Genomic DNA, 23,842 nt, shown 5'->3' on the forward strand with positions numbered 1-23,842 from the left:
AGTAAACGAGCTGGTTTTACGCAGGCCGGCGCCAATACGCCCGGCTGGCCAGCCACCACGCGCGCAGCTGCCGAAAATCGGGCGAAAACAGCACGTGCAGACTGGCCACCCAGCCCACCGAACACACCCAGCCGGCCAGCACGTCGGAGGGGTAATGCACGCCCAGGTACATGCGCGAGAGGCCCACGCCCAGCGCGAACAGGGCACCGACTAGCCACACGACCCACCGCCCGCGCGTGCGCCAGAGCAGAAACCCCAGCGCCGCCGCCAGCGTGGCTGAGCCCATGGCGTGGCCGCTCGGGAAGCTGTAGAACTTCTCCGGCGCGATGGAAACCCACAGCGCCGGCCGAGGCCGCCCGAAGATGGTTTTGGCTAACACGTTCAATGCCACTGCCCCGCCGACCGATAAGGCGAAAAACAACGCTTCCGTGCGCCGATGCCGCCACAGCAGCAGGCCCGCAATGGCGGCGCCTACGACGGACATCACCTCCGGACCACCGGCCGTGGTGAGGGCCAGCGCCAAACCATCCAATGTGGGGCTCTGCTGCTGATGAATCCATTCCAGGATAGCCTGGTCGCCGATGAAGCCGCCGCTTTCCCAGATGTCCTCGGCCACTTCCACGAAGATGAACCACGGCGCCCCGATGCCCAGCAGCAACAACGCCACCAGGGCACCGTGCCCGCGCAGCGCCAGCCGCGCCTTCTGGTAAAAAACGACCAGCCGCTGCTTCATCGTCCAAATTCCAACACTTTAAACGTGCCCGGCACCACGCTCGGCCGGGGATGCGGCACCTCCGCTGTGGCGGCCGGCGCCGGGCCGAACTCCGCCGTACTCAGGTAGAGCCGGCGCGTCGTCGGGTCCTGCGTGATAGTGCGCGCCCCGCGGGCCGAGGGAGTGGTTGCGGTGCGGTAGCTGGTGGGCGAATCGGCGTAGATGACGGTGAGTGTGCCTTCGCCGTTCGAGCTAATGGCCGCTTGCGTCGTCTCGTCGAACACCACCCCGTCGACGCCCTTGCCAATGGGCACCTGCGCCACCACCTTACCCGTCCGCGCGTCCAGCACGATGGCCTTTTCGTTGGCGCACACGCTGAAAAGGCGGTGGCGCTTACGGTCCAATGCCAGGCCGCTGGGTCCCTCGCCTGGCGCCACTGACCAGCGCTGCTTCACGACCAGGGTTTTGGCATCGAACACCACGATTTCGTGGGTGTCCTCCAGGTTCACGAAGATCCGGCCCTGCCCGTCGGCTACACCGGCTTCGGGGGCGCCGCCCAACGCCACAGTGCCCACCACCTTATTGGTCACCGGGTCGATGACGGTGGCGCTGCTGCCCGCGTTGTTGAACACGAACACCCGGCCGGAGAAGTCGTCCTGCAGCAGGGCGTCGGGCTTGGCGCCCGTGGGCAGGCTGCCGAGCGGCTTCAGCATTTGCAGGTCGAAGATGGTCACTGTGTTGGCGCGGCCGTTGGTGATGTAACCGCGCCCCAGCTTGGGCAGCGGCAGAATGCCGTGTACGCCGGGTGTGTTGGCAATGGTGCCCACTTTCCGGTGCGTGCGCAAGTCCACCACGTCCACCTGCGTAGCGTGCGAGAGGTACAGCCGCCGGGCGCTGGCATCCACGGCCAGGTAGTCCCAGCCGCCTTCGCCGCCCACGGTCGTGGTGTGCAGCAAGTGATAGGTGACGGGAGGGGGTACTTGGGCGTCAACCAGCAGGCGGCTGGCCAAGCCCACTGCGGAGAGAAGCAGAAGGGTTTTCATGCGGTCCAACGTAGCGGGCAAACCTGAAGTTAATCTGTGGGTAGCGGCTCCACTTCACCCACTTTCCCCTGTGCCTGCGGTCAGCAATACGTTGGGTAGCAGGGGTGCTATTTGGTCGGGCGCCACATCAGGCCCAGGCCGGCGCCGCCGGGGTACACCGTGGGCGTAAACGTGGTGCCGTCCAACAGGCGCGGCTTGCGCCCCCACCGGTTGCGGTGCGAGAGATACGCCAGGTGCGCCGACAGAATGCCGAACCCGGCCCCGGCCACCACGTCTGACTGCCAGTGTTTGGTATTGATCATGCGCAGGGCGCCCACGCCGGTAGCAATGGTGTAGGCCCCGATGCCGTACCACTGGCTTTTGTCGCGGAACTCGTTGTGCACGATGCTGGCGGCGAGGAACGCCTGCGCCGTGTGGCCCGAGGGAAACGAGAGGTTGTCGGAGCCGTCGGGGCGGGTTTCACGCGTGAGGTTCTTGACGGCAAACACCGTGGCCAGCATAATGACCTCCGACTTGCCAATGACCAGCAGGGTGTTCAGCCGGTCGTTGCGCGACTCCACCCCAGCCAGCGCTACCAGGCCCAGCTCGGCGTAAGGTGCGAAGATGAGGTAGTTGTCGAGCGAGGTGCGGTAGGTGGGGAACAGCCGGTGAATGTCGCGGTTGGCCTGCTGGTTAGTGTAGAAGCCTCCGCCGTTAAAGGTGTATGCGCCGTAGCCGATCAGCGCGGCCGGCACAACCACCGCCTTCACCAGCTTGCCGCGGTACCAGGGCTTTTTCACCACCGCTGGCACTCCGCCAGGGTTTTCGAATTTATGCGTCGTGTCGGGCGCAGCCACCGGCGGGGTTACCTGGGCTAAGGCGGTGCTGCTCATACTCAGGCCACCAGCCAGCAGCCATGCAAAACGGAAAGATGTTGCCATTGTCTTCAGAGGTTAACCAGCCCCGACCGACCCGGCCCGGGGGCTCAGCGGCAGTGTACGAGGCGATTCTGGAGACATTCTGAGCACTTTTCCAGACGACTTCATCGCGGACGGCCAGCGGCTATTCGTGCGCCGTTATCAGAGGCCAGCCCGGCTCAACGCGGCGCAGTGCTCGCAGCGTACCCGTGTTTCGTCCACGGTGCGTGGGTCGTAGTATTGCCAGTCGTCGCTGCGCTTGACGTCCTGCCCGATCGGACACGCATCATTGTCGTGAAAGGGGTAACGCTCCGGTACCGGGGGGAGCGTAAAAGCACCCGTAACGTGGGGCGTATGACGAAAAAAAGGCGTAGTAGCGGCCACAGGAGAGGATATTGCGTGGCAAACTAGCGTTCAATTCTGAAGACATTCGGGAGTAGTTACAACGGAGCGGCTGTTCATGCTATCCGCTCCGCTACACCTTTTCCATATAAATGTACACGGCACGGGAATGCTATCCGTCACGGTAGACAAGCCTATACTTGGCCCCCTATATACTGTCCCTGCTTAGCGGGAATTTTGGTTCCTACTATTGTGCTACCCCATGACCGCGAACCGCTGCAGGTAGTTGGTGGCAGCCAGTACGCCACGCGGCAGGCCTTGGGCGAGCATTTCCAGGCCCAGCACGCGGCCATGCTTCCCGCCGATGGGGCGGCCATGCTGCTAGGAGTAGACGGCAGCATCCGGGAGGTACGGCCCGAAAAGGTCGCAAGACGTTCAGCCTAGCTCAGTTGTGCGCGGCGCTGACCGCCAATTATATCGACGTGCATTGCCCGCAGCACGGCCCCTGCGAAGGATATATCTTGGTATTCGACGACGAGGGCAAGGACCGCCGGCGCCCCATCAACCCGCTGGCTACGGCCGCCTGGTCTGAAACTTACCCTTTAGAGCATTTCCCCTGTTGATGTCGTAGCCGGCCCGGTGCTGCTGATGAAGTCGGCCATGATGCGCTAACCCCTTACCCATGCCGCCGCTCAGCTATCGGGCGGCGGCGTGGATAAGTAGCCTGCTGGTTCTCCTCACTGCCTACTCCCCTTGCTCATGTCGGTTAAGCATTCTTTGCCCACCGCCCCTGTGGCCGGGCCCAGCTCTGAACTGGATGCGCTTCGCGCAGAGTTGCGCTGCATTCTGCAGCATCCGGCCATTAGCCCCGAGCGGCGTGCTGCCGCCAGGTCACACTTGGCTCGCTGCCTGGAGGCGGCCCGGCTTCGGCAGTGGCTGGCGCTGGCCGTAGCCGAGTGTGGGCGCTGGGAAGACCAGGCGCTGGCCGCGGAAGGCAATGATGTCACCGGATGAGTGGCTGGAAAGGCAGCGTTCTACGTAGAAGTACTACCTTACGCACTTTATTCTGTGCCTTTTTAGCCTTTTCTGAATGCCTAAAGTCTCTGCCCCCACCGTTGCCTTTACCGAGCCCCTGACCAGTCCGCCGCGCGTGCACCGCGTTAGCACACTGGCCGAGCTGCTGGAGGTAGCCGGCACGCGCAAGCGCATCGTGGAGGCCTGGGGTGTATCGGCCCGTACCTACGACACGCGCAAGCGCAGCCCCATTACCTGCACTGTGGGTGAGCTGCAGCAGTTGGCGCGGGTGCTCCAGGTAGCGGAAGAGGAGTTGTTTGCAGTGGTTCGGGCCGAAGCGGCCGCCGCGGCTGGATAGCCGCCGGGCATGCTCGCGGCTCATCGGATACCCTTTCGGGCATAAAACCACCAGGACTGTGCAGGCCTGTACCCGAGCGGGTATAAACCCGCGCATCACTCTAATCAGCGTCATCCCTGGCAGGGGCAAGTCCTTTTTCCCAGCTGCGGCTTTCGCCACAGGCCGCAAGGCCATGGGGCTATATATAGGGCCTTTACCGCGCCGTCTCAAAGGCGCCTGCCATCATTTCCTGTTCGGTTCGGGACAGCTGATGGCGGCTAGCCACCCCGGGCCACTGTCGCACCGCGTGTGCGACCTGGTTCAGGACCGCGTCGGCCTGGGCGGCCGAAAGCCGGAAGTAGGGTGCTACCTCCCGGGCCAGGGCCAGGTCCAGCGCGTTGTCGGTTTCGGAGATGTTGAGCTTAAGGCCTTGCCCGTAGCGAATCGGGTTCAGGTCAAAGGCCGGCGAGAGGCGCCAGCCCTGGGGCGTGAGCAGAAAACCGTGGTTGCGCAGGTGGTCGTCGGTGTTGGACACGCAGATGTTGAAGACAATGCGCCGCCAGAGCTCCGTCAGGTCCTCGGCCACGCGGGCGCCCTGCTGCACGAGTACGCCGGCCAGGTCCAGGTAGCTGGCTCCGTCCTGGTGGTCGGTGCCGTCCTGGTAGCCCAGTAGGGTCATGGCGGAGGCAAAGTGCAGCCGCTCCCCTGTGGCCGTGCGGTCAAAGCGCTGGGAGAGGTAGGTATGGTGGCGGCTGTTGAAGCGCTGGGCGCGGCCGGTGGCCACCTGCAGGCCGGCCGCCTGGGCCAGCTCGTTCACCACGGCTTCCCAAGCGCCTACGTCGTGCTCGTCCTGGCCGCTGGGAAACTTGGCAATCCAGAGCTGGCCGTGCTCGTCTACCACGCTGGCCTTGGGCCGCGCCCCACCCAGCGAGGAGCCAGGCGCCACCAGCATAAACAGCCACTTGAGGTAATCCGGGTCCTGGGGCGCATCCACGCGCTCTAGCTGCAGGCTGGCGTGCTCCAACTCGCGCAGTGAAGCCCACGGCGGGGCCGCCATGGCCCGGTTGTCGTTGAGGAACGGGCCTGCCGGGTCGGTCTTGAAGCGCAGCCCGCCCATGCGGTGCCCGTCGAAGACACCCAGCAGGTAATCCGATTCGAGCAGCGGCCGCTCGCGGCGCTCTTCCTGCCGGGCCAGCGCCGCTTCGCGCCGGCGCATGAGCAGCCGGCCCCAGCGGTCGGGCGAGGAATCCAGGAACAGGCCGAAGTTGGATTGGTCTTCGGGCAGGTACTGGGGGCCGGCAAAGAGCTGCAGCGCGGGGTCCAGCGTCTGGGCCTGCGGCAAGGCCAGCCACTGCGCGTCGTAGGCGAAGGAAAACACTTCCTTGCCCCGCACCGGCACGGCCGAGAGCGTGCCCATCAAGTGCGGCCCAGTTGGCAGCCCCTGCCAGTCGGTGTACACCAGCAGCTGGCGGCGTTCTACGTTCTTGGCCACGGCACTACTCGTTGGAGGATTGTTTGGGGGCCCGCGCGCTCACGACCAGTTCGGCGTCCTGTAGCTTGCGGCCCAGCGCGTCGTCGGCGGCCAACTCCAGAATGGTTTTTTCCAGGCCCAGCACGAACAGCACCTGCAGGTAGCCGCCCATGCTCACCGTGGCACTGCCCTGCTCAATGGCGTGCAGGGTGTTGCGACTGATGGCTGCGCGCTCGGCTACCCGGGCCGCGCTGAGCTTGCGGCGCAGGCGGGCCAGCCGGATGTTTTCGCCTGTTTGAGTTAACAATTGCTGCAGGCGGGGCAGCAGGACGACCGGTTTTTTGGGCATAATGCGCAATACAATGAGCAATAATACTCAATTACGCTCGCTTTATTGCGCATTACCTTGTCCGGCGCAAGCGCTGCTGACCAGGAGCAGGTTTTACCGCAGGCCGCAAATCTTCAAAAACAGCCCACCGGGGTTCTTAGTCGCCTTCACCTTGTCAGTCTTCAACTGGTAGGTGAACTTGAACAGCTGGTCCAAGTGCTTGGGGTCGCCGAGGATGGTGGCCACCAGTTGGGGCTGGGTAATGCCCAACGTATCGAGGTGCTGCCGGGCCGCGAAGGCCCGGGCATCCTCGGCTGGCTGCTCAAAGGGGATGGGCAGCTGCTGCGGGTGCTGGCGGGCGATGGTGAAGCGCACCGCGTCGTAGGCCCTCCCCTTCTTCACCAGTTCGTAGTCAATCTTGAGGTCGGTGTGCTCGCTGACCTGGCGCACGGCAATGTCGAGCACCCGGGCCTTGAGCTGGCTGATGTTCTGAAACAGCTCCGGCTCCTTGCCCTTGGGGTCCTTCAGGTGCAGCATCTGCTTGAACTCGTCCAGCGGATAGGTGCGCGTGCTGGCTTTATCCTTCCACTGGCTCACAAGCTGGTAGATGCGCTTGGCGTACTTGCTGCTCAGCTTAAGGGCCGAGTGCAGCTGGTAGGAGGTAAAATTTTCCTTGAGGTTGAACAGGAAGGGCCGGATGGGCGCCGCCAGCTGAATCTGCAGGCAGCCCTTGCCCTTGATGTACTCCACCCGCTGAAACATCCACAGCTGCTGGTAGGTACGCTCGTTTTCCACCTCGAACATGCGCGAGCCCATGTCGGCCGTCGCCTCGCGCAGCTGCTGGTAGTTCCACTGCCGGCCGGTCAGGGCCTCCACGTCCTTCACGTAGATGGTGTACTCCTGGTCCGGCGTGTCATCCCGGCGCAGCCGGGAGAGCAGGTAAAAGAAGATATCCAGCTGACAGGCAGTGTAGTCGTAGCGGGCCTGGGTGATGGCGTTGTGCTGACGAACGACAGGAACCGGAGCCGGCTCGACAACTACAACGGCAGTATCTTCAGGCTTCATAAACTAGGACATAAGGACGCGGGAATAAGGCAAATGTAAGCGTCAGGCAGATAAAAAACCACAGTGGTAGTTGAGCGTGGTTTTTCGCTTATAAAACGTGGTGGATAGACTTATAAAACGTGAGAGTTCGCTTATAAAAGGTGGTAATAAAAGGTATAAAAAGTGGTTTTTCGCTTATAAAAAGTGGTTTTATACCATTATATACTATTGAATATCAGGAACTTATGAGCCTTACAAATAGACAAGGACTAACAAATAAACTCACAAAGGTTGTTGATGCCGAATCCGAATAGCTTTTTAGGGCGGCGGTTCAAAATCCGGACCAGACAAACAAGAAAACAACAAAAAAAGCAGAAAACCCTGATGAATACAGGGATTGCACTTTTCTAAGCAATCCCATAACATTAGCCACTTAAAACCACTTTTTATAAGCAGCTGCAGGAACTCCTGAAACTTGGGCTACCCACCCCTTTCCACCACTTTTTATAAGTCACCACCGCTTTTTTCGGCAGAAGCACAGGATTAACTAACTTTATACTAACTTATGGTTAATAACGAATTACCACTTTTTATAAGTGTCTTTCCTCCCATACTGCCCGAACTAGCACGTTTTATAAGCGAAACCCAGCCTTGACAACAACAGTACACTCACGCTTTTGCCTGGTTAAAACGCCGTTTTGGCTTTGAAATCGGTCATAATTGGACTTTCTACCCCGTAATGACTCCTTGCCGCCATACATGCCCCAGTGGGAAGCGGTGAGAGCGAAGCTTATAAAATGTGAGAGATGCAGCGCCTGGCCGGCACTTACACCACCATGGCTACAGCCTGCCCCTCCCCCATTGCCCAAAAAAGAAAGCCAGCCCCCGAAGGGACCGACTTTCCCAAGGCTACTGCCTGCTACCCCTCCCCTACTTGGCCGGCGGCAGCTTGCCAGTTTTGCGCAGGTGTGCATCGTAGTGCCGGTGGGCAGCCTCCAGGTAATTTTTGATGGTGGTAGGCGTGTCCGGACCGGGCGTGGCCAGCAGCAGGCTCATCTTAATCTCCTGCACCACGGATTTGGCGATTTGAACCGTGTGCAACGGTACTTCGCCCTCCGGAGCGGGCGCAGCTGCCGCGGCGGACTTACGGCCCCGCGTAGAAGCGCGAACGGGTGCAGCCGCTGGGGCTGCTGACGTTGAAGCCGCGGCTACCGGCACGGGTTCGGGGGCAGGCACCGCCGGAGCAGCAACTGCGGCGGGTGGTGCTATGGGTTCAACTGGCGCCGGCGGCGTGGTGGCCGTGCGGGTTGCCTCCCCTCCCATCCCGGCCCGAGCCTGCTGGCGGGCTTCTTCGGGTACTTCAATGCGGCGACGCGGCGTGATTTGTGGTTTCTCGAAGCCCATTATTTCGCGGAGGTTGAAGTGGTGGATACAGTAGCAGCCGCGGCGGCGCGGCGGTCGGGCAGGCCCAAGCGCTCGATGAGCTCCTCGCAGACACGGCGGATTTCCTCGCTCGTGTCCTTGGAGCCGCCGGCGTAGCGCGACCAGGCCGGGTTGAGCAGGCTGTAAAGCGTCGAGGCCCGGGTGTAAGCCTTGCGGTGGCCCAGGTACGAGTTGAAGCGCGCCAAGCCCAGCCCGTCGATGTAGTCGTCCATCTCCTTCTCCTCCCGTTGCCCCGCCACGCGCTTGGTGGGCAGGCCGTAGTACTGGAAGTCAATCTGGGCGTCGTCGGCGGCCTTCTTGATGGCCTCCAGAATGGTCATAAACTCGGCCGTGGAGGCCCGGTCCAGGTAATCCGATACCAGAGGCACAATTACCGCGTCGCAAGCCGTCAGGGCGTTGAACACGTCGTCGCCATCGGCGCGGCCGGGCACGTCGATGATAATCAGGTCGTAGTTGTGCTCGGGGTTGTCGATGAAATCGAAAATCCGGCTCAGCTGCCAGGGGTACACGTCGTAGGGATACTGGGCATCGGGGTTGGTTTCGCGCAGCTTGGCAAAGTTGGCCGCGTCGACCTGCTCGCGGGTCTTGACGATGCTCTGTTGGTAGTCGCAGTCCAGGACGGCGATGCGCAGGCCGTACTCGGTGGCCAGCGGGGCGGCCAGCACGAGGGCCAGGGTGGATTTACCGGAGCCCCCCTTCTGGGTGGCGAAGCTGATAACCTTGGACATAGTAGGTGCAGGGTAAAGTCGTGGGATGGGATGGTGGCGCAGAGCCCAGCGCAATGGTAAGCCAAAAGTAATAGAAAAGCAGAAAGGCAGAAGAGCAGAACACCACTTTTGCTGAAAAGCAGAAATGTTGTTACTCAGAAAAGTGATTTTGCAATTCTGTTGTTAAGCTGAAATGCAAAACAACAGAAAAACAGAAAAGCAAATCAGTTAAAATTTACTTTAGCAGAAATGCACTTCTGCAGAAGTGAGGGTTTGCAGAACTACAGTTCCGCAGCCAGCACAGAAAAAGCATTTTGTCTAAAATAACAGAAATACAAGACAACAGAATTGCATAAAAACAGATGAAACGTGTCTTTGCTCCCTCAGCGTACGGAAGTACACTAGCTGCAGAAATGTAGAACAACAGAAAAGCAGAAGAGCATCTGTGAGCCAGTTGGTCTTGCTTCTTGATTTAGGTCAGGTTATAACAGAAATGCAGAACTGCAGAACTGCAGGAACAAGGCCAATAAAATGAAAACCTATGCTGCTGGTCTCAGGAAGGGCTTACCGGGCAAAAGCGCACGGCTAACCACCAGTTGCTGGGCACCGGCCTGGGCCTCTACAAGAACCGGTAGCATGAATGGGATTCAATAGCTGGCTCCACACCACGGGGAAATAAGGACGGACATAAACACGAAGCAGGAAAGGTGCGTACTAGCTTTTCACTAACTTTTAACTAATCGTAGAATAGTCTTAGCAAGAAGAACACTACAATCTTAGAGCTAACGCTTTATTCTTGAGTGATTTAGCAATCAGCAAAGCTGATTTTGTGGCCAGGCAATGTCCAAGTAACTGATTTAAAGCGCTAAAAATGGCCCACTGGGGCACAATTGAAAACCATCACCATGAGCACGGAGCTACGCAGGCGGGTCACCCTGGACAACATCGTTTACCGGAAAGGCGAAGCGGCCGCGGCCGAAGTGGGCGCCAGTCTCGGGGCCTACGCCAGCGCGGCGGTGGACTACTTTGCCACCCGTGGCCTAGACCCCCGCGAGACGGAAGCACGCGAAGGGCAACTCATCATGCAGCAGATAAAGAAGCTCGGCGACCGGGTTTTCGGCTTTCTGCAGGAGCAGGAGCGCACGCTGCTCACGGCCATGCTGGAGGAAATGCTGCGCACCCGCATCACGCTTGACCGGGTGCTGCGCATGAGTGAAATCCTGGTGGGCAACCTAAACGCCCAGCTGGAAACGCTCAGCGAAGCGCAGCTACAACGACAGCAACAGGCGCTGCAGCTGCTGCGCCAACGCAACGAGGAAGCCGTGGAAAAGCAGGTGCGGGAAGCGTTGCAAGCGGCCCAACAAAACGGGCCGGGCAAGCGTCGGAGCACACCCGAAAGCCCGGTAGGGCAGGGGCAGTAGGGAGGAAAAATGTGTGTTACTGCAAGCCTAAACTCACTCCTTATTGCTCATGTACGCCAAGCTAATCAACGCAAAAACGCACGGCAAAGCGGCGTATACCAACACCGGTAGCTGCGCGCAAACGCTGAATTATCTGCAGCACGAAGCGGTAGGGGAGGGGCAGGAAGCCACGTTTTTTAACGGTGATTCCGACGAGCTCAGCGCCGCGCAACTGCTGCACAGCATCGACTGCAACGTCAAAGGACTGCGAGCCACAGAAGCCAAATTCTACTCCCTGGTGCTGAGCCCGAGCGAGCAGGAGCTGGCCCACATCGGCAGTGACGCCGGCAAGCTCCGGGACTACACCCGCGAGGTGATGCGCCAGTACGCGCAGAACTTCACCCTGCCCGGCGGCCGGCAGATCAGCGGCCAGGACCTGGTCTGGGGCGCCGTCCTGCACCAGGACCGTACCCACCGGGGCACGGACCCCGAGGTGGTAGCCGGTACGGCCAAAGCCGGTACCAAGCGGGCAGGCCTGCAGGCCCACGTGCACATCATCGTCAGCGCCCGCGACCGGCAGCAGCAGATAACCCTTAACCCAGGCGGGCGCCGGCAGCGGTTTGACCTGATGCGCTGGCAGGCCGCGGCGGGCCGGCAGTTTGAGCGGCAGTTCGGCTACGAGGCGCAGTCCCACGAAAAGCTGCGGCCCAAGCCTATTAGGCCGAGCGACCCAGCCCGCGATGCCGGCCGCTTACAGAAGATTGCCGAGCGCGTGGTCGGCATCAACCTGTTGGTGCCCCGGGAGCAGCGCCTGGCTTCGGAGCGGGTGCAGGACATAGCTGTGGCCCGTGCCTTCGACAAGACCTTTTACCGGATGCTGAGCCGGGTGGAGGAGCGCGCCCGCGACGGCCGCCCCATTGACAACGCCCTGCAGCTGCTGAGCACCGGGCAGGAACAGGCCCCGGCCCCGCATCGCCAGGCGGCCACAGCCCTGCACGCGGTACAGCACCTGGTGCGCAGCACCCAGGCCGACCAGTCGGAGCGCACCGAGCACGTGGCCGAGAAGCCCTGCCGCCGCAGCGCGGAGCTCGACATCGAGATGTAAGCCCCCATACCATTCATTCTCTCCACTTCCCTATGACCAATCATCCACCCCGGCCAGCGGCCTCTTCTCAAACGTTCGCGCTGGTCGTTGGCCTAGTGTTGCTGGGCCTGCTGGCCGGCGAGTGGTACGTACTCCAGCACCCGGCGGAACTGGCTGCCGCCCGCGCCGCGCAGCACCAGGCCCGGCAGGTGCCCCGGCTGACTCCCGCCCAGCGTCTGGCGGCCCGGCTAGCCATCCTCAATCAGCAGCGAGCCGAAGCGCGGCGGGCGCGGCTGCAGCGGCAGGCGGCGCCCGTGGTAGGGAAGCCGGCCGCTGAGCTGGCCAGCCGCACGAGCCGGGCCGGCGACGAGGTGGTGAGCAAGGGAGGGGCGGCAGCGGTGCGCGTGGCCACAGCCGGGCAGGGGTTGAAAGGCAAGCTGCTGGTCAAGGCCGGACGGTTCTACGACGCGGCGGGCGGATACCTGCGGGCACTGTTGCTGCTGGTAGCTGTGGCGTTGGTGTTTCTGCCGTCCGCGCCGGAGCGTAAACCGGGGCAGGCACGCCGCAAGCCCCTGCGGCCCCAGGCCGTGCGTATCGTGGTGGCCAGCTGCGCGGGGCTGTTTCTGCTCGGTGCCTACGTGCTGCTGGGCATTGCCTCGTATACGGCCGGCTTTATCCGGGTGGGCTACCCCGTCGCGGCCACGCTGGCGCTGGCCAGCGGCTTCGTGGTAGGACTGCTGCGGGCCCTGACCAAGAGCCCGGACTTTGGGCTGAGCGTGGAGCGCAAGAGGATAGACACGCCCGATGGATTCAGCCTGCCCACGGAAGGGGGCGGTTGGGTGAACGTACCCAATCCGTACCGGGGCGTACTGGTGCTGGGCGGCGCCGGCGCGGGCAAAACCTACTCCATCGGAGAGCCGGTGATTGAGCAGCTGGCGGCCAAGAATTTTGCCGGCCTTATCTACGACTTCAAATTCCCGGTGCTAGCTGAAACGGCGCAAAAGGCACTGGAACTGGCCGGGCGTCGACCGGGTCCGCCGCGGCTGCTTCCTAACGGGGAGCCCGAGCCGGCGGTGGTGCTGCACGTCATCAACTTTCGCGACCTGCAGCGCAGCGAGCGGGTGAACCCCTTGCGGGCCGAAGACATGCCCGTGGTGGCCTTTGCCGAGGAATACTCGCGGGCCATCATCAACAACCTCAACCCGGCCAGCATCCGCAAGATGGAGTTCTTCGACATCAGCGCTGTGGCTTACCTGACGGGCATCATCTGGTTTTACAAGAAGCACTTCCCGCGCTATTGCACCATTCCCCACGTGGTGGCCACGGCCATTCACAAGGACTTCAAGCACGTGCTCTCGATGCTGGAAACCGACCCGGAGTGCGCCGGCATGGTGCGCAGCATCGTGACGGCCGTGGAGCAGCGGGCCGAAAAGCAGGTGGCCGCCGTGGTGGGCACGCTGCAGGTGATACTGAACCGCATCAACTCCCCGGAAATCGTGTGGGTGCTCACGCCCGATGAGGCGAAAGGGGAGGGGTTCTCGCTTAACCTGAACGACCCCCGGCAGCCGGCGCTGCTCTGCATCGGCAACGACCCGACGCTGAAGGAAACCTTCTCGCCGGTGGTCAGCTGCATCATCACGGTGGCCATCAAGCTCATGAACCAGCAGCATAAGCACCGCAGCTACGTCTTCCTCGACGAGGCCGCCACGGTGTACGTGCCGGGGCTGGAGCTGCTGCCGGCCACGGCCCGTAGCAACAAGGTGGCCACTATTTACATGACCCAGGACCTAGCTCAAATGACCGATGCCTATGGGCCTGAAAAGATGAAGGTTATGGTCTCCAACCTCAACAACCAGTTTTTCGGTAAGGTCAACTCGCTCGACACGGCCAAGTTCATTTCCGAGCTGGTGGGCCGGGAGGACAAGCAGATGCACAGCACCAGCACCGGCAAAAGCCAGGGCGGGGCCGGCAGTCACGGCAGCCACAGCTCCAACCTAAGCACCAGCTACCAGGAGCGCAACCTGGTGCGGGTGCAGGACGCCATCAGCCTGCAGCAGGGCGAGTTTATCGGCCAGATCGTGGAAACGGAGCGCACCTTCTTTCAGGGCGTCATCTCCCGGGCTGACGCTACCCAAGAGCGGTTTCCGCTACATCCCGTGGCCACGTTCGGCGACAACGAAGCGGATAGCGCCGCCATGCTCTCAACGGTGGTGCAGGAGAACTACGGGCGCGTGAGTCAGCAGGTGAAAGAAACGCTGGCCCTGCACGCAAATGCCTTAGCGGGAGGCACAAAGAATGAGGTCGATTAGCCTCAAAAACCTTGCAAGAAGCGACGTTTAGGCTCTTTTTGCTGTTGAGTAAGTACCCGTCAACCCCAATTTGATTCCCATGATGAAGAGCTTTTTCACGCCTGCCCCGGCCGGCCTCACCCCCGAGCAGCTGACTGCCCGCCAGGAGCGGGAGCGACACGCCAACAACTCGATTGCCATCCTGATGAGCAACGGCCCTGCGCCCAGCCCGGAGGCCTTGGCCATCATGCAGCGGTACGTGGAGGGGGAGATAAGCATCGAGGAAGCCATTGAGCTTACTGACGCCATGCTGCTGGCCCGATATCGGCCGCAGGCGGATGGTGGTACCGCTGAGCCCAACCCCGCGCGCTAATGGTTGCCGGCGACCGATTCAGCGACGAGCACGGAGTACGGATAAACCGGCTGGGTATTACCGACCCCCAGCAGTTGGCCCAGGCCGAAACCGACTCATCGCTGCTGCGCCTGCAGCTGCTCAACGTGCAGGGCGGCATTCCCGGCGGGCGCTACGACCACGCCCACCTCAAACAGGTGCACCAGAAGCTGTTCGAGGGCGTCTACCAGTGGGCCGGCGAAACCCGGGCCGACCGGGAGTTTCAGGGGCACAAGCCCACGTACGTCACGGGTTTTAAGGAAACGATGACCTACGCGCCCTACAAAGAGATTGAGCAGCGCCTGAACGCCATCGGCGAGCAGCTGGGCCAGGAGAACCACCTGAAGGGACTGCCGGCGGAGAAGTTTGCCGAGCGGGCCGCCTACTACCTTGACCAGTACAATCACACTCATGCCTTTAGGGACGGCAACGGGCGTACGCTGCAGGCTACGTTCGTGCAGTTGGGCAAGGAAGCCGGCTATCAGGTTGACTTTGCCCGCATCGACCCGGCCACGCTCAACCGTGCCCGCGACCTGGCTATGGTGCGTCCGCACGCGCCCGAGGAAGCCGCCAAGAACCTGCAGGTACTAAAGGCTATGTTTGAGCAGATAATTAGTCCGGCGCCGGGCCTTGAGGCTGAAAGGCTGCGTGACCCCAGCCAGGCGCGGCCGCTGGCAGCCTTATCCCCGCAGATGCAGGCGATGGATGCCCGGCGTGAGCTGGAAGTGACGGGCTACCGGGTGATGGACATTGTAGCTAATATGCCCGGCGCCGGCAATTACGAGAAGGGTGTAGCGGTGGGAAAGGGGGTGGAGGTGACCAACCTGAATCCAGCGGCTGTTCAGACTCATCTGGCGCAATTTCAAGAGGCAGCAGAGAAGATTGTTAAGCATCCCGCCCTGCAGGGACCTGATGCCCGCCAAGACCAGACGGATGCTAGGCGGTTTCGGGAAGCGGCCGGCCATGTAAGCGCAATTGCCCGGCAGCAGAGCACTGGTCAGCAAACTCAGCAAGAGTTAGGAGAGGAATTATCCACTCATAAGCAAGCCCAGGCCGCATTCGGGGCGGCAGCCATGCAGCTGGCCCGGGGCCTACGCGAGCACGGGGAGCCGCTGGCCGCCGCTCGCCTGCAGGAAACAATCCGCCACGTGGATCGCAATCCGTATTTAGGAGGTTTGAACCGTGAAAATGTCGACCGGGCAATGGAAACAGCTGAAAAGCTGCCTCCGCTCAACAATAGTCGTTCGCTGGAGGAGTTGCGCAATGCCGTAACGGTATTGCAACTGCCTATCCAGGCGACAGAGCGGCAATCTGCTAGCCCCTACCAGACCGCCCGGGGGGCCGACCAGTTGGAGCGATGAGCTTGCCGGCGGTTACTCCAGGCCGGGTAAGCTCGTCGCTAACAAAGTCAATCAGCGCGTCGCAGATAATGGATATTGATCGGGTGATCATCTTCTCCTTCTACCAAATAGGGTGCGTCTCCCGTAGCGGGCCTCCGCCTTGTCAAGCGCTTCTTCGGCTTTGGAAGACTCCGCAGGTGGTGGATACCGCTCGCGTAGCAGGTCATCCAGCAGATAATCCGGCGCATGAAAAATCACATCAAGACCAATGGTCTCCTCAAATCGGGCTCGCTCCGTTAGCTGGTGCTGATACGCGTTGTAATACCCGTATTTGAGGTATACGAGCACTGAGTAGCGTCCATCGGTCAAATCATGAATGATGTTCTCCACATAGAACATGTATTCTTCGGTCACGGCCCTTAGGAAATCCAGTTGCAGCTGTTCGCCCACCCGGGGCGTGATAGGCAGGCGGCAGCTGAATGTCTGTGAGGCCCGCCGGCCGGTTAAAATGAGTTGGTGCTCGACTTGCTTGAATACTATAGCGTCGGCGTCTGATTCCAGCAGATGTAGGTAAGCAGTATACAGCGTATCAAGCCAGCGACGGTATCTGGAAGGAGAAAGCCCTAAGTCCTGCTGTAGTTTCTTGCCCGTGGGAACCTTCGCGTCGCGATCAACGGCGAGTAGGGCTTTCGCCAAGGGCTGCCACTCAGCATTCTGCTCAGCAAGACGGCGCAACACTTCAGGTACTGTTACCAAGTCACGCGTCATTTCCTCCGACTTCATCGGGGGCTTTTCGTCCGATTGAAAAGATCTCGGCATGATAAAGGTGTAGTTAGGCGGCAGAAGGAAGACTTGGTTATTTGTGTGTCCACCCAGTAATACAATAACTGCCTCCTTTACTTAACATGACTCTAGGCCACGAACTTGTTAGGTTTCTGAAGATATAAAAATCAATATTGAACTGTAAAAGATGGCTTACTATCATCCTAGCTTGTTGTGACCAATCACAACGGAAGCAATGAAAGTGAATTACTAGGTTCTGAGCATACCCAAGGCTGCGTTATCTCTGCGGCGCTGGGAAGTTGCTCCACTAGCGAACACGTTTGGAGGCAAGCTGTGGTGGGTTGGCATGAGGCAGATCTCCTGTTTGTTGAGCTCAAGCGTCGCAAGCAAGTCCGGGTTTGCTCCACACAGCATCGTTGGTTGGGTGCTGCACTTCAAACTGGCCTAAACTCCAAGAACTTTCTGCTGGTGGACTGGGATTACGCTGAATGAGAACATTTACTTATACGTTCTGCCCCTGGTCGTTATTGTGAACCGATGCTTGCGTCGACAAGCGCTGGCGCCATACGGCAGCTAGCGCGAGGGCCACGGGCTTAAATTCCTTTACCGAATACTCATCGGTTTTAGCGTTGTTGCACCAGTAGCAGCAAAGTGCTACGTTATTCCCGGTATAGCCCTGCTCAGGATCTCGACAGTCAAACTCAAAGGTGCTTCCCCGGGTGCTGAGCCGTTTAGTGCGAACCAGGCCACGTTCGATTAGTTCACGAAAATCGCTTTCCGTGAGCTCACAGTATTCGCAGGCCAGCTCACCGGTCTGCGAGCTAACCAGCTGACTGAACTCTTCGGCGCTAAGGCAGTGATGCTGGTTATGAATCGATTGCAGCTCAGCTTCTAGGGCGGGGTTTTCCGCCCGCCATTGCCGGATGGCGATTTCTAGACACTGCACGGTTTGACCGTGAGCAAACGGTTCGCCGAGGCTGCGGGCCTGGTGGGAGCGTAAGTACGCGGCTCTTTCCTCTGCTGCCGGGTGAAAGCAACGATACTCGTCCTGACGGATATGCTGCAGCCTTCCGTCCACGCTCCGCAGGTAGATCGTGGTAAGGAACAGGTCGAGATGGCGCGCAAAGCTACGCTTGCGAATAGCACTGAATCGCGTGTAAAGAGGATGAGTTGGCATTATCGAACTCAATTGGGATGCTAGTCTGCTTTCTGCCAGCCTCAATCACAGAATTTATTGCTTTTACTCAGGTTACAGTCTGCGCACAGAGTTTGCAGATTACGCAGCTCCGTCAAACCTCCCAGCGAGTACGGCACTTTATGGTCGATCTGTAGTTTGGCGCCCTCAGCCGGTCCGTTACCGCACGCCACGCACTTGAAGTCATGTGCCTTCAACACCCGGTAGCGCATGCTCAGCGGAATCGCCCGCTTGCTCTTATTTGCCACAATCCGTGGTGGCAGGCTCATCACCGCATCGTCCGGTTTGGCAATAGCATCCTCGGAAAGCAGAAAAGAAGGAAGAATTTCTAGTTGATAGCCTTTATTGCCCTGGTAGTGCCCTTTAAGCACAGAAACCACCAAAAAGTCATTGAGCAGATCCTGGGCAGTGGTGTTCACCAGTTTTTTCCGGGCCGGGTCATAGATGCCGAGCAGCAGATCATTGTTTTCGGTTACATCGTATCCAAGCCGGCGCAGGTGCTGGCAAAAGACGGCTTGCTTTTGCCGGCGATGAGCTTGCGCCAGGGAGGGGTTGCCCTGGTACTGTTCCGCAAACCTGATTTTCTGCGTCAAGTAAATTACGCTACCGCTTTCCTTCTCGGTAGTCAGGTTCAGAGAAAACACCATGCCTTGTGTGTTGCCCATGCGGGTATAACAAAAGAGGCGGTAGTGGCCTGCCGAGTTCAGGTATAGCTGCAGCGAAACCTGCAAGTTTCCCTCGAGCAAGGGGAAAGAGTACTCGTGCTCATTGGCTAGCAAATCAATTCCTTGTTGATTATACTGAATGCTGTCGTTAACCCCCTTGACACATGGTAGTAAAAACTTACCAAATCGAAGATGACCGGACAGCTTGGCCTTCATCAAAAGCTGAGCAAAACCCGTAGCGTCGGTGTGCGATTCAAGGGGAAACATGATTGATAAATTGGACAGATGAGGTATTAGATGTATTGACAGAAGAATGGGTAATCCACCGGTGGTAAAGTGTTCTGAGAGAAGCGACAGGAGCTGATCAGATAGTAAGGGCAAAGGCTGGGGAGTTTGCTAAACAGGACCGTTAACGCTACCAAGTCGTTGGGACACAAGCAAGCTTAGTAATGGACTAGCTAAATCGAAGCAACGGCTCGATTTCGGATAGCTCGTACTCCAAGCGGATGTTATCAATGATCTGGTTATCAAACCAAGCATTGTCAAAGCTGTAGCGTCCGTCCACCCAGTGAAACCCGTCCGCCTCATCGTAAAACACATACCCATTTGCCCAAAGCCAAGCGAGGCGGATGAGCTGCTCCAGCTGTTCCGGCCCGAGCTCACAGGGGGCCACTTGTTGCAGGTGCGTTTCGCAAGCTGTGCGTACGCTCAAGGGTAAATCTGCCGGATTAAATTCCTGAAAAGTAAGTTGAGCAGCCCGGCGCTGGGCCGCTTGGGAAGCAATGCCTTGCTCGCTCAGCACCTCATCTAGGTAATTGCTAAGCTCTAATTCATCCTGTACCTGCGCTACCCGCTTACCAAACCAGGTTTCAGTTTCGGGCGTTTCCCCGGTGAGGGCCAGGCGCCAGTTCAGCAAGTCGTACTCGTCGGCGGCGAGCAAGTGGGCGTTGCTGACGAACTGCCACTGCGCGGTAGATGTGCGGTACAGGGTGGTGCTACTGAATATGTTTTGATCTAACCAGCGCCATGTTCCATCGGCCCGTAGCGTAAGTGAACGGCCGTCGCAGCACGGTAGATCCAGTGTAGCGGGTTGCGTTTCTTCTTGCCACCAGGCGGGTGTTAGCACTTCATCTGCCAGCCAGTTTGTGGCAGCGCATAGTGCGCCAAAATAGAGGTGAGGGTTGGGAAATTCACGCCTAATGAAGGCAACGACCGTAGCATCATCTTCCAGCACACAGCTCAGCTCATCGTCTTCACTCAAGGGCACAAAGCCTGAAAAGCTAGCCGGTAATTCTTCGGTTACAAGTTGTCCTGAAGGGGCAATTACTCCGCAAATGGCGTCGCGACGGTAAGCCCACCAGTTATGCCCCAGGGGCCAGACGATATCCTGTTCTACAGGTAATACCAATTGCGAGCCATTGCGCAACCCTTGCAAGCCGTTACGCTGAAGTAGTTCTAGCGCCATGCTGTAGTTATTTTGTGAAAATACGGCTAAATATGCGGGCTTTATTTCCCAAAAAGAAAGCCCGCGTTTTCCCTAACGCATTCATCTCTCGTGTTTGATTTCGGGTTAGTTGGTCCAGCTAACAACCGACCTTGTTACTGCTTGTCCCCTCGTGCTTGATATTGTTAATATTCCACCTTGGGTGTGGGAGCGCAGTCGGCCCGCTGATGAGCGGGTGCAGGGTGTGCTTCAAAGCTGGCGTGAGGCATCAGTTGCCGAGCGGGGTACTTCTGACAAGCGTATCGACGGTGCCCTGCGCATCGTATTAGATAGGGTGCGTACCTCCCACCTGCCGCAGCTCAACAGCCCCCTGTGCGCTTTGGATGGGTACTGCTACCTATTTCCCAAAGGCTGGAGCCAGGCATTATCCGCCACCGATCTGCACCTGCTGGGCACGGCGACGGAATTCGTCGTGCACTCCTACCAGCGCGATCCGCTGGCCTGGGCGCAAGCCCTGCGAGCCCACCCGCAACACCATTCCAACCGCGTGGGAATGGACGACTGGGCCGCGCAAATTCTGCACGATTACCGAGTTCGTCATTTCACACTGGCTGTCTGGCTTGCCGGCAGGGGCCTGCTGGATATTGACCAATGACCATTCAATTGCTAGTAATCCCAACTTCGATCTATGCTCGACGGCTCCCCACCTATCCGCTTAACGGCCACCACAGCCGCTTTTGCCACTGAATTTGCTCGTCTGAATACCGCCCAGCGCCGGGCCGTGGAGCACCCCGACGGCCCGGTGCTGGTCGTAGCCGGTCCAGGCACTGGTAAAACCCAGTTGCTGGCGGCCCGCGTGGCCTGGCTGCTGCAGCATCCCGAGATGCAGGTACAGGCTCCCGAAATTCTGTGCCTGACCTATACGGAAGCCGCCGCGCACAACATGCGCCAGCGCCTGTTGCGCTTTATCGGTCCCGAGGCTCACCGCGTGGCCATTCACACGTTTCACAGCTTTTGCCACCAGCTCATTCAAGAAAACGCCGACTACTTTGGCTACCATGATTTGGCGCCCGTGTCGGAGCTAGAAACGGAGGATGTGCTGCGTCAGCTCATTGACGCGCTGCCGGCCGGCAACGTGCTGCGGCGCGTTGGCGAAGCCGCGTATTACGAGGTGCCGCGACTGAGCAAGCTTTTCGCCGTGATGAAGAAGGAGGACTGGTCACCAGCCCAACTGGCGGAGGCTATTCGGGTGCACGTAGAAGGGCTACCTCACCGGTCCGAGTATCAGTACCAGAAATCCAGCGCCGGTAAGTATGCAAAGGGTGACCCCCGGCAGGGACTGATTGATGAGGAAGTAAAACGCATGACCGCGCTGGCGGCCGGGGTAGAACAATTTGAACCGTACCGGGAAGCGTTGCGCGCCCGCAGCCGGTATGATTTCGATGACATGCTGGGCTGGACACTGCAGGCCTTTGCCGAGCAGCCCGAGCTCCTGCTGCGCTACCAGGAGCGCTACCAGCACATTCTGGTCGATGAATACCAGGATACCAACGGGGCCCAGAACCGCATCCTGCACACGCTGGCCAGCTACTGGGATAATCCCAACGTGTTTGCCGTGGGCGATGACGACCAGAGCATCTTCCGCTTCCAGGGAGCCAGCGTGGCCAACGTGCTCGACTTCACCCGCCAGTACCCCCGCGCGGCCGTAGTGGTGCTGGAAGATAATTACCGCTCTTCCGCAGCCGTGCTGCGGGCCGCCACCGCCCTGATCGGGCGCAACCAGGAGCGGCTGGTTGGCCAGCTGCCGGGGCTAAGCAAGCTGCTGCACGCCCGGCACCCCACGTTCGCGGATGCGGTTACCCCACCGGCCATCCGGCGCTTCCCCTCGCCCCTGCACGAAGCAGCCTGCATTGTGGCCGAGCTGGAAGCACTGCACCGCGCGGGCTTTCCCCTGCACCAGTGCGCCGTGCTCAGCCACGACCACGGGCAGGTAGATGACCTGGCCACGCTGCTCACGGCCCGGGGCGTACCATTTGCCCGCCGCCGGAAGGTGAACATCCTGTCGGAGGAGCCGCTGGCCAAGGGGCTGCGGGCCATCCTGACGTACCTGGCTGCGGAACTGCACCAAGCGCACGGCGGGGAGTCGCACCTGTTTCAGCTGCTGCACCTGGACGCCCTGCGCCTGGCCCCCCTTGATTGTGCCCGCCTGGCGGCTGGTCTGCGCCGCCACAATCAGGGCCTGCCGCCGGAACAGCGGCTGCGCTGGCGTGATTGGCTGTCGCAGGTAACGGCAACCCCGGAACTGGCCACCACGCTGCAGCTCACGGCCGAGGCCCGCACGGCGCTGGGGCGGGTAGTTGCCCTGCTGGAGCGCTGGCTCACGGCCGCTGCCAGCCTCCCACTGCCGGCCCTGGCGGAGCACATCTGCCTCGAAACCCTGCTGCCTTGCCAGCTGGCTACGCATCCGCAGCCCGACCACTTGCTCGACGTGGCCCGCACCCTGCTGCAATTCGTGCGCACGGAATGCCGCCGCCACCCCCTGTTGACGCTGGCAGGGCTGCTGGAGGTAATGACGATGCTGGAAAGGCTGCGGGAGGGCTTGCCACTGGAACGCAGCACCGGCACGGCCTCGGCGGGGGTGCAGCTGCTGACGGCGCACGGGGCCAAAGGCTTGGAATTTGAACGGGTATGGCTGATTGGCTGCCACCAAAGCGTCTGGCTGAAGACGAAAGCCGGGGCCAGCTTCAAGCTGCCCGATGCGTTGCTGCCGGGCGCCACGGGCTCGCCTATTGAAGAGGCCCGGCGATTGTTCTTCGTGGGACTCACCCGGGCCCAGGAGCACCTGCTCATCAGCACCTGCGTCCAGGACCAGGCCGGCAAAGACCTCGCCGACTGCGAGTTTATTGCCGAGCTGCAGCAATATGCCGGGCTGACTATCACCGATGTCGCGGTGCCCGCCGATGAACTGCTGCGCGCTCAGCTGCAGCTGCTGCCACCCCCACCGCCCCCGGCGGCCCTGCCCGACCCCCGGGTGCTGGATGAGCTGCTAGCCGACTATTCGCTGAGTGCCACGCACCTGAACGCCTACCTGAAGTGCCCGGTGGCCTTCTACTACCAGCAGGTGCTGCGCGTGCCCGCTCCCCGCAACGAATACCTGCTTTTTGGCAGCTCCATGCACCACGCGCTGGAACAGGCTTTCCGCCAGGCGCAGGCTGATGTAGGATTGCGGTTTGCCGATGCCGAAACGTTGGCGGCCATTTTTGCCGACCATTTCCGCCGCACCCGCCACGAACTGCCCGCCGCCACTTACGAGCGGTACCTGCACCACGGCCGCACGCTGCTCACTGGCTACCATGCCCGGTATGCCGCGAGCTGGCCCGCTACGGCCGTGGTGGAGCATGCCGTCCGTCGGGCGGTGCTGCCCGATGGCATTGTGCTCAACGGCAAGTTGGACCGCCTCGACCCGCGCGCCGATGGCCGGGGGTACGACGTGCTGGATTACAAGACCGGCAAGTGGAAGAAATATGACCCAAAGCGTCGCGCCGCTGCGCTGCCCGCCGGTGACCTGGAAGCCTGGCGCGCGGATGAAAAGACCCGGGGCGGCGACTACTGGCGGCAGGCCATTTTCTACCACCTGCTGCTGACGCACGACGTGGAGCGGCGGTTCACTCCCGTGTCCGTGGCATTTGATTACCTCGAACCCCATACGGAACCGGGACAGCCAGCCGAGCTGCTGCGCGAGTACATCCACGTAACGCCGGCCGACGAGCAGGCCGTACTGGCCCAGATTCAGGCAGTGGACGCGGCTATCCGGCGCCGGGAGTTTGGCCAGGGCTGTGCCCAGCCGGAGTGCACCTGGTGCCAGCTGCGGAGCTGAAGTTGACAGTTTCCGTTGCACGCTTCGCAGCTAGTTTA

At 60.4% G+C, this 23,842-nt stretch carries 21 protein-coding genes; 9 read left to right on the plus strand and 12 right to left on the minus strand.

What is annotated here, in order from left to right:
• Positions 1-16: 16 nt before the first annotated feature.
• From FDY95_RS22455 to FDY95_RS22465, 3 genes are all read right to left on the minus strand, one after another.
• Positions 17-733 (minus strand): phosphatase PAP2 family protein, encoded by a 717-nt coding sequence (locus tag FDY95_RS22455; protein ID WP_138081250.1) that lies wholly within the window; start codon positions 731-733, stop codon positions 17-19.
• Positions 730-1,755, minus strand: coding sequence for a YncE family protein (locus FDY95_RS22460; protein ID WP_171025805.1), 1,026 nt, complete (start codon positions 1,753-1,755; stop codon positions 730-732). Before FDY95_RS22460 ends, FDY95_RS22455 begins: the two co-directional genes overlap by 4 nt.
• A gap of 107 nt (positions 1,756-1,862) precedes the next feature.
• Positions 1,863-2,675, minus strand: a complete 813-nt coding sequence (locus FDY95_RS22465) for a phosphatase PAP2 family protein (protein WP_138081252.1) — start codon at positions 2,673-2,675, stop codon at positions 1,863-1,865.
• 570 nt (positions 2,676-3,245) lie between these two features.
• Between FDY95_RS22465 and FDY95_RS22470 the strand changes: the two genes are divergently transcribed.
• Both FDY95_RS22470 and FDY95_RS22475 read left to right on the plus strand, forming a co-directional pair.
• The gene (locus FDY95_RS22470) at positions 3,246-3,437 is read left to right on the plus strand and encodes a hypothetical protein (RefSeq protein WP_138081254.1); all 192 of its coding nucleotides are present in this window, start codon (positions 3,246-3,248) and stop codon (positions 3,435-3,437) included.
• 646 nt (positions 3,438-4,083) lie between these two features.
• Positions 4,084-4,365 (plus strand): hypothetical protein, encoded by a 282-nt coding sequence (locus FDY95_RS22475; protein ID WP_138081256.1) that lies wholly within the window; start codon positions 4,084-4,086, stop codon positions 4,363-4,365.
• A gap of 193 nt (positions 4,366-4,558) precedes the next feature.
• On the opposite strand, the gene FDY95_RS22480 is transcribed toward FDY95_RS22475, so the two are convergent.
• The 5 genes from FDY95_RS22480 to FDY95_RS22495 all read right to left on the minus strand — a co-directional run bounded on the left by FDY95_RS22480 (position 4,559) and on the right by FDY95_RS22495 (position 9,358).
• Entirely contained in the window at positions 4,559-5,836 is a 1,278-nt protein-coding gene (locus FDY95_RS22480) for a type II toxin-antitoxin system HipA family toxin (protein ID WP_246074109.1), read from the minus strand.
• 4 nt (positions 5,837-5,840) lie between these two features.
• The gene (locus tag FDY95_RS22485; protein WP_138081258.1) at positions 5,841-6,164 is read right to left on the minus strand and encodes a helix-turn-helix domain-containing protein; all 324 of its coding nucleotides are present in this window, start codon (positions 6,162-6,164) and stop codon (positions 5,841-5,843) included.
• A gap of 93 nt (positions 6,165-6,257) precedes the next feature.
• Positions 6,258-7,208 carry a replication initiation protein gene (locus FDY95_RS22490; RefSeq protein WP_138081260.1) on the minus strand — a complete coding sequence of 317 codons (951 nt, stop codon included), beginning with the start codon at positions 7,206-7,208 and terminating at the stop codon, positions 6,258-6,260.
• Positions 7,209-8,117: 909 nt separating this feature from the next.
• Positions 8,118-8,288, minus strand: coding sequence for a hypothetical protein (locus FDY95_RS26450; RefSeq protein WP_171025806.1), 171 nt, complete (start codon positions 8,286-8,288; stop codon positions 8,118-8,120).
• A gap of 302 nt (positions 8,289-8,590) precedes the next feature.
• Positions 8,591-9,358 (minus strand): ParA family protein, encoded by a 768-nt coding sequence (locus FDY95_RS22495; RefSeq protein WP_138081262.1) that lies wholly within the window; start codon positions 9,356-9,358, stop codon positions 8,591-8,593.
• Between the two features lie 884 nt (positions 9,359-10,242).
• On the opposite strand from FDY95_RS22495, the gene FDY95_RS22500 reads away from it, so the two are divergent.
• From FDY95_RS22500 to FDY95_RS22520, 5 genes are all read left to right on the plus strand, one after another.
• Positions 10,243-10,758, plus strand: coding sequence for a BfmA/BtgA family mobilization protein (locus tag FDY95_RS22500; protein ID WP_138081264.1), 516 nt, complete (start codon positions 10,243-10,245; stop codon positions 10,756-10,758).
• A 49-nt stretch (positions 10,759-10,807) separates the two neighbouring features.
• Complete coding sequence (locus FDY95_RS22505; protein WP_138081266.1) at positions 10,808-11,842, plus strand: DUF5712 family protein; 1,035 nt, start codon at positions 10,808-10,810, stop codon at positions 11,840-11,842.
• Positions 11,843-11,874: 32 nt separating this feature from the next.
• Positions 11,875-14,130: a type IV secretory system conjugative DNA transfer family protein gene (locus FDY95_RS22510; RefSeq protein ID WP_138081268.1), complete on the plus strand. Its 2,256-nt coding sequence runs from the start codon at positions 11,875-11,877 to the stop codon at positions 14,128-14,130.
• 79 nt (positions 14,131-14,209) lie between these two features.
• Complete coding sequence (locus FDY95_RS22515) at positions 14,210-14,482, plus strand: antitoxin VbhA family protein (RefSeq protein ID WP_138081270.1); 273 nt, start codon at positions 14,210-14,212, stop codon at positions 14,480-14,482.
• Complete coding sequence (locus tag FDY95_RS22520; protein ID WP_138081272.1) at positions 14,482-15,861, plus strand: Fic/DOC family protein; 1,380 nt, start codon at positions 14,482-14,484, stop codon at positions 15,859-15,861. The genes FDY95_RS22515 and FDY95_RS22520 overlap by 1 nt, the downstream gene beginning before the upstream one ends.
• Before the next feature lie 87 nt (positions 15,862-15,948).
• Here FDY95_RS22520 and FDY95_RS22525 read toward each other — a convergent pair whose 3' ends face one another.
• From FDY95_RS22525 to FDY95_RS22540, 4 genes are all read right to left on the minus strand, one after another.
• On the minus strand, positions 15,949-16,659 hold the full coding sequence (locus tag FDY95_RS22525; RefSeq protein ID WP_138081274.1) for a hypothetical protein: 711 nt from the start codon (positions 16,657-16,659) through the stop codon (positions 15,949-15,951).
• Between the two features lie 466 nt (positions 16,660-17,125).
• Positions 17,126-17,800, minus strand: coding sequence for a hypothetical protein (locus FDY95_RS22530; protein ID WP_138081276.1), 675 nt, complete (start codon positions 17,798-17,800; stop codon positions 17,126-17,128).
• 41 nt (positions 17,801-17,841) lie between these two features.
• Positions 17,842-18,750: an HNH endonuclease gene (locus tag FDY95_RS22535; RefSeq protein WP_138081278.1), complete on the minus strand. Its 909-nt coding sequence runs from the start codon at positions 18,748-18,750 to the stop codon at positions 17,842-17,844.
• Between the two features lie 187 nt (positions 18,751-18,937).
• Positions 18,938-19,948 carry a hypothetical protein gene (locus tag FDY95_RS22540; protein ID WP_138081280.1) on the minus strand — a complete coding sequence of 337 codons (1,011 nt, stop codon included), beginning with the start codon at positions 19,946-19,948 and terminating at the stop codon, positions 18,938-18,940.
• Positions 19,949-20,099: 151 nt separating this feature from the next.
• Between FDY95_RS22540 and FDY95_RS22545 the strand changes: the two genes are divergently transcribed.
• Together FDY95_RS22545 and FDY95_RS22550 are read left to right on the plus strand one after the other, a co-directional pair.
• A complete protein-coding gene (locus FDY95_RS22545; protein WP_138081282.1) occupies positions 20,100-20,582 on the plus strand; it encodes a hypothetical protein in 483 nt (160 codons plus the stop codon).
• Between the two features lie 33 nt (positions 20,583-20,615).
• Positions 20,616-23,804, plus strand: coding sequence for an ATP-dependent helicase (locus tag FDY95_RS22550; protein WP_138081284.1), 3,189 nt, complete (start codon positions 20,616-20,618; stop codon positions 23,802-23,804).
• Positions 23,805-23,842: the final 38 nt, after the last annotated feature.

This window comes from Hymenobacter jeollabukensis, from assembly GCF_005771675.1.
Classification (GTDB): Bacteria; Bacteroidota; Bacteroidia; order Cytophagales; family Hymenobacteraceae; genus Solirubrum; species Solirubrum jeollabukense.